Origin of the sequence: Serratia proteamaculans, from assembly GCF_008830365.1 — a bacterium.
Lineage (GTDB): Bacteria > Pseudomonadota > Gammaproteobacteria > Enterobacterales > Enterobacteriaceae > Serratia > Serratia proteamaculans.
Genome location: NZ_WBKI01000001.1, coordinates 1,742,509 through 1,756,884 on the forward strand (window position 1 = coordinate 1,742,509; position 14,376 = coordinate 1,756,884).

General features: G+C 56.6%; 13 protein-coding genes. 5 read left to right on the forward strand and 8 right to left on the reverse strand.

What is annotated here, in order from left to right:
- Together F8R23_RS08200 and F8R23_RS08205 are read left to right on the forward strand one after the other, a co-directional pair.
- Complete coding sequence (locus F8R23_RS08200; protein ID WP_129939162.1) at positions 1 to 1,518, forward strand: tripartite tricarboxylate transporter permease; 1,518 nt, start codon at positions 1 to 3, stop codon at positions 1,516 to 1,518.
- Positions 1,519 to 2,040: 522 nt separating this feature from the next.
- On the forward strand, positions 2,041 to 2,838 hold the full coding sequence (locus F8R23_RS08205; RefSeq protein ID WP_129939163.1) for an MrpH family fimbial adhesin: 798 nt from the start codon (positions 2,041 to 2,043) through the stop codon (positions 2,836 to 2,838).
- Positions 2,839 to 3,148: 310 nt separating this feature from the next.
- Here F8R23_RS08205 and F8R23_RS08210 read toward each other — a convergent pair whose 3' ends face one another.
- Positions 3,149 to 3,778 (reverse strand): CatB-related O-acetyltransferase, encoded by a 630-nt coding sequence (locus F8R23_RS08210; RefSeq protein ID WP_151415469.1) that lies wholly within the window; start codon positions 3,776 to 3,778, stop codon positions 3,149 to 3,151.
- Between the two features lie 156 nt (positions 3,779 to 3,934).
- Complete coding sequence (locus F8R23_RS08215) at positions 3,935 to 4,930, reverse strand: DMT family transporter (protein ID WP_151415470.1); 996 nt, start codon at positions 4,928 to 4,930, stop codon at positions 3,935 to 3,937.
- 170 nt (positions 4,931 to 5,100) lie between these two features.
- Here F8R23_RS08215 and pdxR (F8R23_RS08220) point away from each other — a divergent pair, with 170 nt between their 5' ends.
- Positions 5,101 to 6,558, forward strand: coding sequence for a MocR-like pyridoxine biosynthesis transcription factor PdxR (gene pdxR, locus F8R23_RS08220; RefSeq protein WP_129936570.1), 1,458 nt, complete (start codon positions 5,101 to 5,103; stop codon positions 6,556 to 6,558).
- A gap of 8 nt (positions 6,559 to 6,566) precedes the next feature.
- Here pdxR (F8R23_RS08220) and F8R23_RS08225 read toward each other — a convergent pair whose 3' ends face one another.
- From F8R23_RS08225 to F8R23_RS08240, 4 genes are read right to left on the reverse strand one after another with little or no spacing between them, the layout of a single operon-like run.
- Entirely contained in the window at positions 6,567 to 7,067 is a 501-nt protein-coding gene (locus F8R23_RS08225) for a protein disulfide oxidoreductase (protein WP_129936571.1), read from the reverse strand.
- A complete protein-coding gene (locus F8R23_RS08230) occupies positions 7,060 to 7,776 on the reverse strand; it encodes a DsbA family protein (protein ID WP_112348820.1) in 717 nt (238 codons plus the stop codon). Before F8R23_RS08230 ends, F8R23_RS08225 begins: the two co-directional genes overlap by 8 nt.
- Positions 7,773 to 9,809, reverse strand: a complete 2,037-nt coding sequence (locus F8R23_RS08235) for a protein-disulfide reductase DsbD family protein (RefSeq protein WP_129939166.1) — start codon at positions 9,807 to 9,809, stop codon at positions 7,773 to 7,775. The genes F8R23_RS08230 and F8R23_RS08235 overlap by 4 nt, the downstream gene beginning before the upstream one ends.
- Before the next feature lie 49 nt (positions 9,810 to 9,858).
- Positions 9,859 to 10,224 (reverse strand): copper resistance protein, encoded by a 366-nt coding sequence (locus F8R23_RS08240; protein ID WP_099061639.1) that lies wholly within the window; start codon positions 10,222 to 10,224, stop codon positions 9,859 to 9,861.
- Positions 10,225 to 10,402: 178 nt separating this feature from the next.
- On the opposite strand from F8R23_RS08240, the gene flk reads away from it, so the two are divergent.
- Positions 10,403 to 11,431 carry a flagella biosynthesis regulator Flk gene (flk, locus tag F8R23_RS08245; RefSeq protein WP_129939167.1) on the forward strand — a complete coding sequence of 343 codons (1,029 nt, stop codon included), beginning with the start codon at positions 10,403 to 10,405 and terminating at the stop codon, positions 11,429 to 11,431.
- A 4-nt stretch (positions 11,432 to 11,435) separates the two neighbouring features.
- Here flk and F8R23_RS08250 read toward each other — a convergent pair whose 3' ends face one another.
- The gene (locus tag F8R23_RS08250) at positions 11,436 to 11,891 is read right to left on the reverse strand and encodes a rhodanese-like domain-containing protein (protein WP_129936575.1); all 456 of its coding nucleotides are present in this window, start codon (positions 11,889 to 11,891) and stop codon (positions 11,436 to 11,438) included.
- Positions 11,892 to 11,984: 93 nt separating this feature from the next.
- Here F8R23_RS08250 and pdxR (F8R23_RS08255) point away from each other — a divergent pair, with 93 nt between their 5' ends.
- Positions 11,985 to 13,418, forward strand: a complete 1,434-nt coding sequence (pdxR, locus tag F8R23_RS08255) for a MocR-like pyridoxine biosynthesis transcription factor PdxR (RefSeq protein WP_390900904.1) — start codon at positions 11,985 to 11,987, stop codon at positions 13,416 to 13,418.
- 25 nt (positions 13,419 to 13,443) lie between these two features.
- Here the strand turns inward: pdxR (F8R23_RS08255) and F8R23_RS08260 are convergent, their stop codons facing one another.
- On the reverse strand, positions 13,444 to 14,340 hold the full coding sequence (locus F8R23_RS08260) for an endonuclease/exonuclease/phosphatase family protein (RefSeq protein ID WP_129936577.1): 897 nt from the start codon (positions 14,338 to 14,340) through the stop codon (positions 13,444 to 13,446).
- Positions 14,341 to 14,376: the final 36 nt, after the last annotated feature.

The following is a 14,376-nucleotide window of genomic DNA, read 5'->3' on the forward strand; positions in this document are numbered from 1 at the left end:
ATGGAAACCTGGATGTATTTATCTCAAGGGTTCGAGGTGGCATTGGTGCCACAGAACCTGATTATCGCCCTGATCGGCTGCTTCGTCGGCACCATTGTCGGCCTGCTGCCGGGGTTGGGGCCGATCAACGGCGTGGCTATTTTGCTGCCGCTGGCGTTCGCACTCAAACTACCTGCCGAGTCCGCGCTGATCCTGTTGGCGACGGTGTATATCGGCTGCGAGTACGGCGGTCGTATCTCCTCGATACTGCTTAACGTACCGGGTGACGCGGCGGCCATCATGACCGCGCTGGACGGCTACCCGATGGCGCAGCAAGGCCGTGCCGGTGTGGCACTGTCGATCTCGGCAGTCAGCTCCTTTGTCGGTTCGATGATCGCCATTGGCGGGATTATCCTGTTCGCCCCACTGCTGGCACGCTGGTCGCTGGCGTTCGGCCCGGCAGAGTATTTCGCCCTGATGGTGTTCGCCATCGCCTGCCTGGGCAGCATGATGAGTCAGAACCCACTGAAGTCGCTGCTGGCGGCGCTGATTGGCCTGGGGCTGGCGACGGTCGGGGTGGATGCCAACACCGGCGTTTACCGCTTCACCTTCGACAGTGTTCATCTCTCCGACGGCGTACAGTTCATCGTGGTGGTGATCGGCCTGTTCTCGGTCAGTGAAATCCTGTTGATGCTGGAAAGCACCAGCGGCGGACAAAAGCTGGTGCGCAAAACCGGCCGCCTGCTGTTCAACCGTAAGGAAGCCGCCCAGTGCGTTGGCCCAACCTTGCGTTCTTCGGTGATTGGTTTCTTCGTCGGCATTCTGCCGGGCGCCGGTGCCACCATCGCCAGTGCGCTCACCTACATGACCGAAAAGAAAATCAGCGGTAACAGCGACACCTTCGGTAAAGGGGATATTCGCGGCGTGGCAGCGCCTGAGGCCGCCAATAATGCCTCAGCCTGCGGCTCGTTTATTCCGATGCTGACGCTGGGCGTGCCGGGTTCCGGTACCACGGCGGTGATGATGGGTGCGCTGACGCTGTATAACATCACGCCTGGCCCGGCGATGTTCACCGAACAACCGGATATCGTCTGGGGCCTGATCGCCGCATTGTTGATTGCCAACGTCATTTTGTTGATCATGAACCTGCCGCTGGTTGGTCTGTTCACCCGCATGCTGACCATTCCGCTGTGGTTCCTGGTACCGGCGATTGCCGCAGTGTCGGCGGTCGGTGTTTATGCGGTGCACAGCACCACCTTTGACCTGCTGTTGATGGTCGGATTGGGGGTGTTTGGCTACATCCTGAGGAAAATGCACTTCCCGATGTCGCCGCTGATCCTGGGCTTCGTGTTGGGAGAGATGCTGGAGCAGAACCTGCGCCGCGCGCTGTCAATCAGCAACGGACAGTTTGGCATCCTGTGGAGCAGCAGCATCGCGCAAACCTTGCTGGTGTTGGCGGTGGCCGTTCTGGTATTGCCGCTGGTGTTGCGCGTAATACGCAAGCGCCGCCGGCTGGCGGAAACGGCGAAGGCCGAATAAGTTTAAAGGAAGGGGTTATAACCCTAATGCTGATGGTTTAAGCGCGTTCGAACAATTCGACCAGAGAGACAATCCGGAGTCAGCCCTTTGGCTCTGGATTTTTTATGTCTGAACAGGATATGGACTTCGTTGTTCGCGATTTATCCATTACAAGTGCCTACCATCATCTCGATATCGTTCTTCATACTGATGACAACTATCAAAGTCTGGCCCCCAGCGTCTGGGAGAAGGCCCCATGGCGCTACCTTTTCATACCTGCAATAAGAAGAGGTAGCGCTGAGAGGTCGTTTTACGGAGGGTGTGAAGCACGGGCTGAGGTATTCTAGAAGCCTACAATATGAATCGTGGCTTACCCATAAATTTCTCCTATATTAAAAATATGAGAAAATTTCATATTCTAGTTAGGAAACACTCTCGTCATTGCTGCTCAATCAGGTTAATGATAGTGTAACGAAAATAGCCTCTGCGACATTACAGACGGACTATTGATAAGGATTATCAATATAAAACGAAGGAGTTATAATGTATAGGAACTTTATTTTTTGCTGTGCTTTTTTATTGTCTCAACAAGCCATAGCTGGCGCATATATGCTTCCTGTATCTTTTGCTAACTGGACTGTTGTTCAATCTTTGGTTACATGGGATGAAAGTTATTCTGATCTCAATCCTTGCTATGGATGGACGTCTTGTTTTATTGGTCCGGATGTAAAATATAGCACTAGGTCTCCTGGGTTATATGGTTCATGTGTAGATTCTAACAATTGTCTTCGAATTGAGAAATATAGAACAGCAAAAGAAGTAGAGGCTGCATGGAAGCTTTCCTTTGGTGTTCCATGGACCTCAAAACCTTACGTAGTGAATGGCCTTGATGCCAGCTGCGTTGGCGTTTTTTATATAAAGACACCATCAATGTCTGGAGGTGCTGCTTTATGGCCTAATTCTGTTTGCGGTAAATTACCACCACAAAACCAATCTTGTGATGTGTCTATCCCAACGGTAATAGATTTTGGCATACTTCCGCAAAATGAAATTTTCGGGGTGGAGAGGACCATTTATGGAACAGTTGGATGCATCAAATCAGGAACGGTGAAAATATACGCTCAATCTACGCTTGGTGAGGGTAGAATTTATCTAAATAACAACAGAAACTTTTATTCAACGCTATTTTTGGATGGAAACTCCGCATGGACAGGTGTGGATTACCATCTGACTGGTGGAACAAGAAGAAATATCAACCTGAAAGCAACATTGACAGCAAATGCAACCGTCAGCCCAGGCGTTTTTTCAGGCAATGCTATTATTTACATTGCGTATCTATAATACTTTCCTATGGGACTGTAGTGGTCAACTAATATTGGCCACCACATTACACTGTTTGGACGTTACTCTGACGTGGGCCGGATTGCGGCATATTCGCAAACATCGCCTAAGTCGGAAACGGCCAAGGCCGGGTAAGTTAAAAGGGTGGGAACACTCAACTCACCAAACGACCGACAGAGTGAGTTATTAAGGAGAGCCTGCCGAAAGGGCCGTAGCAGCTTTAGCTCCCAGAGTGCCCCTCGGTGCGCCAGGCCCAGGTATCTCGGGCTTTAATCAAACTTGAACGGGGTAATAACCCCGCCCTTTCCCGTTAACGCTTAATGTCGTTTATCGCCCGTTCCAGGGCGGCAATATCATTGTCGGCCAGCCAAGGTTGCACGCGGGCAAACTCCTCGGTCGACAAATCATAAATACGCAAAGCCAATAACCGGGCGATGGTCCGCGGGCTAAACCGCAACTTGATTGGCCGCGCCGGATTGCCGCCCACGATAGCGTAAGGTTCGACATCCGCAGTCACTATGCTGCCTGCAGCCACCACCGCCCCTTCGCCAATAGTGACGCCCGGCATCAGCATCGCCCGCATGCCTATCCAGCAGCCGTCGCCCAACCGGGTATCGCCCTTGGGCTGATAAGCGGTCTGGATGCTCTCCATAAACGGGTACAGGCTCAGCCAATCGATACGGTGCGTATGATTGCCGCCCATTAGGATCACCGCCTCGGCGGCTATGCAGACATAATCGCCGATCAGCAATTTGTCTATCGGCCCCAACGGGGGCCACTGCCGGCTGACCGCGTCGCCGTGTAAATAACGCACCACCGAGCGTTCGAAACCGCTATCCCAGCAGTCGCTGTAATAGCTGTGGGTTCCCTTGACGATAATATTGGGATTGGTCACCGTTTGGTGCAGCAGTTCTGTTTTTGACCAGTGTTTTTCTGTCATGGTAGTTACTCTTTTATTCAGTACAAGAGCCACAGCCGAAGGTTTGTGGCAGTGTTTTTTGGTCACAAAACACTGCCGGGTTAAGCGATGAGTGCCCGCTTTAATCTTGGGTTATTGGTCATTATTGCCTCCAAATTGCGGCATAAGGGTAACAAATCACGCCTCAGCCGTCTTGCTCTTCAGCATCAATACCCCACCCATCACCAGCACGCTGCCCAGCAACTGTAACTGATTCATGTTTTCCCCCAGCAGGAAATAGGCAATGACCGCCGTAAACACCAGCTCCAGCGACAAAATCAGGTTGGCCACCGCCAGCGGTAAGGTTTTCAGACTGATGTTATACAAACCAAACCCCAACAGCGTCGGCCCGGCAGCCAGGGTTAGCAACAACAGCCAGCCACGCCACTCAATACCCTGAACGCCGTGGGACAGGAACCATAAAGAACCGGTCATGCCGTGGAACGCCGCCAGCGGGTAGAACGTTAACGCGGCGTTGAACAGCCACTGGTAGATGGCCGAAAAGCCGAACACATATAAAATGGTATTCCACACCGGATAATGCCGTTCCGTCGCTACCCGCCCGCCCAGCGTGTAGAGGGTATAACCGATACCGGACAACATACCGACCAGCAGCCCCAGCAGGTTAAAATGGCTGTTGCCCATGCTGTCACCGTTGCTGACCAGGAAACAGCCGCCCAGGCTGACCACAATCACCACCAACTGGCGCAGGTTCAAGCGCTCGCTGTAGATCATCCAACCGAGAAAGACGGTAAAGCCCACCGAACAGTAAGTCAGAATGGTCGCCACCGACGCGCCGTTCAGCGCCACCGACAACGTCCACAGGCTGTTGAATACCGCCAGCAGCAGGCCATAGCAGGCATAAAAGGGGATCTGCGAACGCCGTAAACACGCCCACTCGGGCTTAAACAGCAACAACGCCGGTAATAAAACCAGCGCCACCAATGCTGCTCGCCAAAAGGCCAGCACAAAGGTCGGCAGGTGATAATACTCTGTCAGCACGCGGATAATAATGGCGGTAAAAGCCAGCAACATGGCGCTGATAATGGCAATCACATAACCCTGACTGCTGCCCTGTAAAATACCCGCGCCGGGGAAAACCGGCCTGGCTGAAACACCTGATGGTAATGACATGACACCCTCAAAAAACGGCGGTAATGGACTCAGGCTGAGATTCTAACGCCGCGCGACTTTGCCGCCAGAGCCACTTTCCCCTAATGTTATACAGGCCACTTTTATCCGCTTGAAGGCCTGTTGCTATGGGGTATAGTAAAAATCATCACCGTTAACCGAGCCAATTTCGCATGCATATTCCATTAGACCGCCAGCAGGACGTCCCGCTGTATCTGCAAATTGAAGAAGCGCTGCGGCGGGCGATCCTGAGCGGCGTATTTGTCGATGGCGATAAGTTGCCTTCAACCCGTACCCTGGCAAGCGAACTGGCCGTCAGCCGGTTAACGGTAGATAACGCCTATGCCGAACTGGCGGCCAAAGGCTTCTTGCGCCAACGGCGCGGCAGTGGTGCCTATGTCCAGCACCCGCTGCCGCAACCCACTCAACCGCGCCCCAGCACCGACACAGCTTTCCCGAAGGAACGTTTCACCACCCTGACCTCACGGCTGGATGGCTACCCCGATATCCCTCTGCCGGACAACATCATCAACTTTGCCGCCGGTGTCGGTAGCCCGAAGGTTTTCCCTCAGGAAGAATTCCGCAAGATATTGCTGTCGGTACTCAGCCGCCATGCGGAAGAGGCTTTCAGCTATGGCGAATACTGTGGCTACTACCCGCTGCGCGATACGCTGGGGCGGATCCTCACCGCGCAGGGCATTCCGACCCATGCGGAACAATTATTGATCACCAACGGTTCGCAGCACGCCATCAGCCTGATTGTGCAAAGCCTGCTGGAACCGGGCGATACGGTAATCGTCGAACAGCCGACCTACGCCGAAGCGCTGGGGCTGCTGCGCCTGCACCACATCAATATCGTCACTGTCCCCAGCGATCGGCACGGCATGCTGGTTGAACAACTGCCAGCCCTGCTGGAAAAACATCGCCCGAAGCTGATTTACACCATTCCCAATTTCCATAATCCCACCGGACGCTGCATGAGCGAAACCCGCCGTCGACGCCTGTTGGCACTGGCCCAGCGCGCTGGCGTGGTGATCCTGGAGGACGATTTTGTCGGCGATCTGCGCTACACCGGCAAGCAGTTACCGTCTCTGCGGGCGCTGGCGCAGCCGGGTGCGGTGATTTACGTCAGCACTTTTTCCAAAATGCTGTTACCCAGTATGCGCATTGGCTATTTGGTGGCGGACAGCGAACATTATCAGCGCATCGCCCGGCTGAAACACGTCGACAGTTTTACCAGTTCCAACCTGATCCAGCGGGCGCTGGACGCCTTCGTCACCATCGGTCGCTACGACAAACAGTTGCGGCGCGCCGGGCGGATCTATCGCCAACACCGGGACGTGATGGTGGCGGCTTTGCAGCAACAACTGCCGCCAGGCTGCCAGTTTGAAACACCGGAGGGCGGGCTGTTTATCTGGCTGACACTGCCTGCGACCGTTAACACCGAAGCCCTGATGCCGGTGGCCTGGCGACAGGGTGTGACTTTTGCGCGCGGAGAATGTTTTTATGCCGAGGAACAGCGTGGCACACACGGCCTGCGATTGAATTTCGCCGCCAATACGCCACTACTGATTGAGGAAGGTATCGCCCGGCTGTGCCGGGCGATTAGTCAGGTGATGGTGTCAGAATAAGCCGCTGATTACAGCCCGGCCCACCACAGCCGCAGCTTCATGCCCCAGTAGCTGGTCCACCCAGTAGTGCTCTGCACCACCTGGCCTTTGGAGATAAACACCAGCGTCGGGGTGACGCCGATTTGCCACTGCGCCGACAGCTTGCCACGCGGATCATTCACCACCGGCAAGGTCACCCGTTTGCCCGCCAGCCACTGCGCTACCTGACTGTCGTCGCCGGAGCGCAGCGCTACGGTCAGTACATTGCCCCCTTCGCCGACCAGTCTGGCGACATAGGGGGTGGTGAAGCGGCAAACACCGCACCAACTGGCCCAGAAATAGACCAGCAACGGCTTATCCTGACTGAGCTGCGCCAGTGACACCTGTTCACCGTTCAGCGTCGTCAGAACCTGCGAGTCGAAGGCTGCCGGTGCCTGCGGTGCGCGCAGCCAGTCCATCCCGAACGCCGCCACCAGGACGATCAGCAGCAGGATCAGCAGTTCGCGCGTCCAACGTCGCAGCCTAGCCATTTTTGACCTTCGCCAATTGTTGTTTCACCATCGCTTCCAGCTCCTCGTAAGACACGGCCCCCGGCAGCATCTGGTCACCAATCAGCGTCGCCGGCGTCCCCTGCACGCCCAGTTGCTCCGCCAGTTCCATGTTAGTGCGCAGCGTGGTCATGCTTACCTCGCTGGGTGCTACGGCTTTCACACCGGTTTTCTGCTGTGCGGCGGCAATGCTGGCGGTGTCGTGGAAACCTTTCTTCGCCATCAGCCGCTGGTGCAACGCCCAGAACTGATCAGGATGCTGCTGCCAGGTGGTCAAGGCTACGCGCGCCGAACTGACCGAGCTTTCCCCTTTGAACGGCAACAGCTTCACCACCAACGCCACATCCGGGTTCTCTTTAACGATTTTTTCCAGCATCGGGTCAAAACGCTTGCAGTACGGGCAGTTGTAATCGGTAAAGGTTACCAGCGTCAGTTTGGCATTGGCTGCCCCCAAACGCGGACTGGCCGGGTCTTCATACAAAGTTTTGGCGTTTTGCTTTATCGCCTGGCTGATTTGCTGGCCGGCGGTTTGCTGCTGCCAGGCATCAACCGCCTGCGCCAGAATATCCGGGTTGGACACCAGGGTTTCGCGGATCAGCTCTTTAATGCGGACTTCCTGTTCTGGAGTAAATGGGGCAGCGGCCCAGACCGGGGTGGCGATCAGCATCAGTAAAATCATTAATTTTTTCATTGTGAATTTCCTTTGGCGGCGGACAGGGTTTGCAATACGGCATCGCGGGACAATAGCGGGGACAACACCACGCCATCTCGGCTGCCGGGGCCATAAATTTGATTAAAAGGCACGGCGACGCTGCCGCGTTGTTGCAGGAAGGCGCTAATTTCGGCCGATGGACGGCTCCAGTCCCCCCGCAGGGCAACAACGTCCTCAGCGCTCAGCGCCTTTTGCACGTCATCGCGCAGCAGTACGTTGAATTTGTTGGCTTTACAGGTCACGCACCAGTCGGCAGTGACGTCGACAAACACCCGTTTGTTCTGGGCCAGCGCCTGAGTAATAGCCTCTTCGCTCAGCGGTTGCCAGGCCACATTGTCGTGCAGCGGCTGACGCCACAGCCCGGCGGTCAGCGAACCGGCCAATAGCACCATCCCGACCAGTACCAGGGTCCCGGCAGCCAGCTTGGCCGCCAGACGAATGCCATGTTGCCAGCCGACCGCCAGCAACAGGGCCAGCAGAGCTATAACCCCCACCACCAGCGTCTCTATCCCACCGATGTGGTTGGCCATCAGGCTTAGCAGCCACAGCGAAGAAGCCAGCATCAGCAGGCCCATCACCAGGCGCAGACTGTTCATCCAGCGCCCAGGACGAGGTAGACGCAGCGCCAACGCCGGCCAGGCGGCAATCAGCAGCCAGGGCAGGCTCATGCCGATGCCCAGCGCGACAAACATGCCCCACAACACCGGCAAGGGTGCTGCCAGAGCAAAGGCCACTGCGGTACCCAGGAAAGGCGCGGAACATGGCGTCGCCAGTAAGGTAGCGAAAGCGCCCTGCCAGAAATGGCCACTCAGGCCATGGCCGTTATGGGTCGCCAGTTTGGTGTTCAGCGAAGAGGAAAGCTGCAGATGGAACAGGCCGAACAGGTTGGCACTGAATAACAGCGTTACCAACACCATAAAGCCGATAAACCACGGATTTTGGAACTGGATACCCCAGCCAAGCGCCTGATTGCTCAGCCGCAGCAGCGTCATCAGCAAGGCCAGCACCATAAACGACGCTACAATGCCGAACGACGAGGCTAGAAATTGCAGCCGAATGCTGTGTCGGTCGCGCTGTTCGACCTGCAAAATCGAACCCAGCTTGATGCCCAATACCGGCAGCACGCAGGGCATCAGGTTGAGGATCAGCCCACCGAGCAGCGCCATCAGGACCGCCTGCCACAGTGAGAAGCTTGCCGCAACGTGAGAGGCCAGTGGCCCTTCAATAGGTAACGTCACCTGCTGCGCCACGCCGCCGTCACCGATCACCAACGTCAGGGTTTTGCCACGCAGATCCGGTGCGCTATCACCCCAGCCATCACTCACCGGCACCCGCGCGAACATCCGGGTTCCGTCGCTGCTGACCTTCGGCTTGCCGAGATCGGCATCCTCCAGCGTATCGAAGAACAGCTCAGGCTGCTGCCAACCGGCGGTTCGCTCGGCGCTGATCTGCAGCTCCCCGTTCTGATAGCCGGCTTTAATGCTCTCCACCAGCCCATCAGCAATGGGTACCTGCCCCATCGCCTGGGCAAAGTCATGAGTAAACTGCGCGTCTGACGGCGCGCCAAGATCCAGACTGAACGGATAGTCGGTCAAGATGCAGACGTTGCTGCAGGTAGACAGCGTCAGGGTGCCCGCCAACTGACGCGGCACCGCACCTTTCATTACCATCGGCAACTCAACCCGGTCGTGATAACCCTGGGTAGAAATACCGGCAACGTCAAAACGCTGCGGCGTCGGCCAGTACCAGGTCGCCGGCGGTGGATTGCCCTGCCAGGTGATGGCCGGTGCAATGCCGCCTTCCCCCGGTGAACGCCAATAGGTTTTCCAGCCTTTTTGCAGTTCTATGCCCAGCAGCAAACGGGTTTCCCCATTGTGCGAAGTGTCGGCACGCAGCCGCACCTTGGCGTGATCGTTAGTCGGACTTTGTAGCCAGCCGCTGTCCGCTGCCTGCAAAACAGGTAACCACAGCAGTAACAGGCAGGCTAATGCCGACCTGATGATATTCAACATGTTTTTTCTCCATAAATAAGCCAATCACCAAAACAGACGGGTGATTAACTCATTCACGGAACACGCATAATCGCAGATGTACCCTGAGGGTGGTGGGGGAAATAACTCTGGGAGGGGGAATCCGCAGACGTGCGGCCACGGTGGGTGCCAATAGCACCAGTAACAGACCCAGGCCGAACAGCAGGGTTTCGAACATCACCGGCGGCGAGGCCAACAACGATTTGGCACTCAGTTCGCATGGCGTGGGTTGCAGTTCGGCGGTGTCATCGGCGGGGGATTGTGCGGCGCTGGCGGCAGGCAGACCCGTCACTTGCTGCAACGCATGCAGGCTCGCCATGCGCTGAGTCATGCAGGTCAATACCACCAGGCAAGCCAGGCATAAAAACCATTTTGCAATCCGCTGCTGTTTAACCATGCCGTCCTCAATTCCAAGTCTGCGCTTATCTTAGCGACGCAGACGCGTTTAGCAATGTTTTGCCTGTAAAGAAATGTCTGACGGCGGTATTGATGACGGCCATTTACAGGTATCATAAGCACAATCCTGCGCTTTTCGCCGGGTATGACGATTTTCTACACAGCGAAGGACAGGTGATATGCAACCTTTGAGTGGACCGGGCACCCCGATCGCCAACGATCGTTCCCCGAGCCCGGACAAAACCACATCCACTGACGGTAGTCCGCTCTCCCCGGCACAACGCACGACGCTGGAGAAACTGGTCGTCAAGATCATGGCGCTCAGCCCGGCCAAGTCCGCAGAGATTTGGGTCACGCTGCGCCATGACCTGCAGACGGACAACAACAGCGAACTGCTGGCACGCCATTTCCAACCGGCCGAGCAACTGTTGCAAAACCGTCTGGCACAGGTGCAACAAAGCCATGCCAGCCGCCAACTATTGCAGCAGCTTACCGAACTGTTGCCGCAGGGCAATAACCGCCTGGCCGTCAGCGACTTTATTCGCCAGCAGTTTGGCCATACGGTGCTGAGCCAATTGAGCCATCCGCAGTTAGAACAGGTACTGAACCTGTTGCAGACCCGCAGCCTGGCCATTCCTCAGCCGCAGCAAACCACCACCAGCGATCGCCCGCTGCTGCCTGCCGAGCACCAGAGCCTGCAACAGCAGGTGACCAAGCTCAGCGCCGCCACCGGCGAATCACCGGTCAAGATCTGGCAGACGCTGTTTGACCTGAGTGGGGTAAAAACCAACGATCCGCTGCCTGCCCGCCACTTCCAACTGCTGAACCAGTTTTTGCAGGTGAAGGTCGCGCTGAGTCCACAGACTGCACCAACGCTGAACAACCTGTTGGCCGTGCTCAAACAGCCGGCAGACTCTCAGGAGCAACAGCAGTTGAATGACTACTGCCAGTCACGTTTTCACTGCAATGCCAGCGCACCGCTGACCCATCCGCAGATGAGCGATATTATTAACCAGCTGTTTGCGCGCCGTCTGGAAAAGAGCGGCCCGGCACAGCCGCTGTCCGGCAGCCATGCCGAACCGCAGCCATTGCTCAACCCACTGATTGCCGCCCTGCCCCAACCGCTGCAAAAAGCGCTGAGCAAGCCGGCCGTGGCCTTTATCCTGTTTATTCTGGTGCTGGCCCTGGTATTGGCGCTGGTGTTTTAACCCTTCAGGCGCAGCCGCAATCTTCTCCAATAGCACTTCCCTGCAGCGAGCCCGGCTGTTCACCGGTGGCCAATGGATGGCCATCGCGTAACCAGAAGTCCAACCCGCCAATCAACTCCTTCACCCGAAATCCTTGCAGCGCCAACTTGTACGCCCCCTTGGTGGAGCCGTTGCAGCCAATGCCATCGCAATAAGTGACATAGACTTTATCGCGCGCCAGATGCGCCGTACCGGCCTCGTCCATCAGGCGATGGGGCAAACTGATGGCACCAGGAATATGACCGGCCGCGTATAGGGCTTCCGCACGGGTATCGATCACCAGGATCTCACTGACGCCGTTGCGTAGATCTTCCGCCACGTCCCACGCATCTGCGTAATAACTCAGCTTCGCGGCCAGATAATCCAGACTCTGCGTCGCTGTCCCCGGTGGAAAGGTCAAAACCAATGAAGATACCGCCATGGAATTCACTCCTGTTGATAAACACTGATGACAATATTGCCTGATTTTGGTCTTATGATTGATACCCATTTTCGCCCATTGATAAGTCCCATTATGGCCAGCACGCTACTCACTCTTTTTCACCTGCCGGAACACGCCAACGGGACCTTGCGTGAGCGCGTAAGCAGCACGCTGCGCCGGGCTATCCATAACGGGACGTTGATCAGCGGGCAACGTTTGCCCTCATCCAGAGTACTGGCGGCAGATTTAGCGGTCTCACGCGTGACCGCCGAGGCGGCCTACGGCCAACTTGAGGCCGAGGGCTATCTGCAGCGCCGGGTGGGTCAAGGCACTTTCGTGGCGGCTGGCATCGTCAAATCAGTGCCTGTAGCCAAAGTCAGCGGCGAGCCGCGCCTGTCATTGCGCGGCCGACAGATCGTACAAACCAGGGGCTGTCGCGATCCCCAACAGCCCTTGCCCTTTGCCGCCGGTTCGCCGGATCTCCGCGCCTTCCCGTTGAAACTGTGGAAACAGCTCACCGCCCGACAGTTACGCCTGCGGGGCGAAACCCTGATGCGCTATGGCGATCCACAGGGTTATATGCCGTTACGCGAGGCGATTGCCGGTTATGTCAGCCAAACGCGCGGCGTTAATTGCGATGCTCAACAAGTGCTGGTACTGACCAGTTCGCAGCAGGCCCTGCAGTTGATTGCCACCCTGCTGTTGGATCAGGGTGACAAGGTTTGGCTGGAGGAGCCCGGTTACCGCGGAGCCAGAAATGCCTTTACCAGTGCTGGTGCCGAGCTGGTACCGGTCAGCGTTGATAAGGCCGGGATGCGGCTGGATGAACAACTGCCGACACCACGGTTGATTTACCTGACACCTTCGCACCAATACCCTACCGGCGTGGGGCTCAGTCTGGCACGCCGGCTCGAGCTGTTGGCATTGGCACAACGCCAGCGGACCTGGATTATTGAAGACGATTATGACAGCGAGTTTCACTATGACGGCCAGCCCATGCCAGCGATGCAAGGGTTGGACCGGCACGGCAACGTGCTTTATCTGGGCACATTTTCCAAGGTGTTGTTTCCCTCACTGAGGCTGGCCTATTTGGTGGTGCCCCCTGCGTTGGTGGAACCCTTTACCACCGCACGCACGGTTTACGACGGCCACAGCGCCCAACTGATGCAGGCGGTAACCGCCGAGTTTATCCAGCAAGGGCATTTTGCCGCTCATATCCGCTATATGCGTCAGTTGTACCGCAGCCGTCGTGACCGGTTATTGGAGGAGGTGCAGGAAAAACTGGGGCACTTTGCCACCCCACAACCGGCAAGTGGCGGATTGCAACTCAGCGTTTGGCTGCCGCCCGGTCAGGAGGAGGCTCTCTCCCGTCAGGCGCAACGCCTGGGTGTCGTGACGCCAGGGCTGGCAGCCCAGTATCTAATGCCAGCCGGGCGGCGCGACGGTTGGCTGTTGGGCTTTTCTGCCCTGACACCGGGTGAAATCCGTGCCGCTATCGAACGGCTGGCACAGATTTCACCCGTTTAAACTGACAACACCGTTTGCGATTAAATTACTGCTCGGTCAGCCGCAATTCGGCAACCACCGGCAGGTGATCGCTGACCGCCGGCCAGTGAATACCATTCCAGTCGCCGCTGGCGTTCGGCACCGTCAGGCTGTCCAGGTGCCAGCGCTGGGCATTGCCGCTAAAGATGTAGTCGACCTTGATTTCGGCGTTTTCCGCCGGCCAACTGCGGCCATCTTGCCCGCTGGGCATGATGTCATTCCAGTAACGGCTGAGTTCGGTCCAGGTGACGCTGCCCGGCACGTCGTTCATATCGCCAAACAACAGCTTGATACCGCGCATCTCGATAGTGCGATCATTCAACTCACGCACCTGCTCCAAACGCAAGGCAGGATCTTCCTTGGTGTCCAGATGGGTAGTGATCAGGGTGATCGGGGCCGGGAATTCAGGCACGTCAGTCTGGGCACTGAAGGCAATGCGCTGTTCACGCTGACCAGAGGGGAGCGGATAGATTTTGCTGTCATGCAGCGGGTATTTTGACAGGAACGCCAGACCATATTCACCGCCGTCAAAGTCAATCGCGCGACCAAAGGCCACGTGCATGCCGGTCAGCTTGGCCAACTCTTCAGCCTGATCCAATTTACCGCTGCGGCCGGTCAGCTTGTCCACTTCCTGCAGCGCCACCACGTCGACGTTCATCGCCTTGATCGCCTTGGCGATGGCGGTCATGTCACTGACCTTACCGGCGGCAATATTGAAGCTGGCGACGCGGATCTTCGGCGCCTGCTCCAGGCTATAGGTTTTGTTCTTCAGGCCACCAAGCGCGCTGGCCACTTCGCGGCTATTGGCGTTGCTGTTGGCATGGCCGCCGTCGGTGGAAGACCAGGCGGTCTGAGATATTCCCAGGGATAACAAAGTAATAAGCAAAGCCTGACGTGAGCGCATGAATTCTCCTTTTAAGGTTAAGATTTTTATTGGGGC

Excerpts from the sequence above, each read along its gene's own strand:
- F8R23_RS08225 (WP_129936571.1), bottom strand. The coding sequence starts at position 7,067 with ATGGCTAGGCTGCGACGTTGGACGCGCGAACTGCTGATCCTGCTGCTG.
- flk (WP_129939167.1), top strand. The coding sequence starts at position 10,403 with ATGCAACCTTTGAGTGGACCGGGCACCCCGATCGCCAACGATCGTTCC.
- F8R23_RS08230 (WP_112348820.1), bottom strand. The coding sequence starts at position 7,776 with ATGAAAAAATTAATGATTTTACTGATGCTGATCGCCACCCCGGTCTGG.
- F8R23_RS08250 (WP_129936575.1), bottom strand. The coding sequence starts at position 11,891 with ATGGCGGTATCTTCATTGGTTTTGACCTTTCCACCGGGGACAGCGACG.
- F8R23_RS08240 (WP_099061639.1), bottom strand. The coding sequence starts at position 10,224 with ATGGTTAAACAGCAGCGGATTGCAAAATGGTTTTTATGCCTGGCTTGC.
- F8R23_RS08210 (WP_151415469.1), bottom strand. The coding sequence starts at position 3,778 with ATGACAGAAAAACACTGGTCAAAAACAGAACTGCTGCACCAAACGGTG.
- F8R23_RS08200 (WP_129939162.1), top strand. The coding sequence starts at position 1 with ATGGAAACCTGGATGTATTTATCTCAAGGGTTCGAGGTGGCATTGGTG.
- pdxR (WP_390900904.1), top strand. The coding sequence starts at position 11,985 with ATGGCCAGCACGCTACTCACTCTTTTTCACCTGCCGGAACACGCCAAC.
- F8R23_RS08260 (WP_129936577.1), bottom strand. The coding sequence starts at position 14,340 with ATGCGCTCACGTCAGGCTTTGCTTATTACTTTGTTATCCCTGGGAATA.
- F8R23_RS08235 (WP_129939166.1), bottom strand. The coding sequence starts at position 9,809 with ATGTTGAATATCATCAGGTCGGCATTAGCCTGCCTGTTACTGCTGTGG.
- pdxR (WP_129936570.1), top strand. The coding sequence starts at position 5,101 with ATGCATATTCCATTAGACCGCCAGCAGGACGTCCCGCTGTATCTGCAA.
- F8R23_RS08215 (WP_151415470.1), bottom strand. The coding sequence starts at position 4,930 with ATGTCATTACCATCAGGTGTTTCAGCCAGGCCGGTTTTCCCCGGCGCG.
- F8R23_RS08205 (WP_129939163.1), top strand. The coding sequence starts at position 2,041 with ATGTATAGGAACTTTATTTTTTGCTGTGCTTTTTTATTGTCTCAACAA.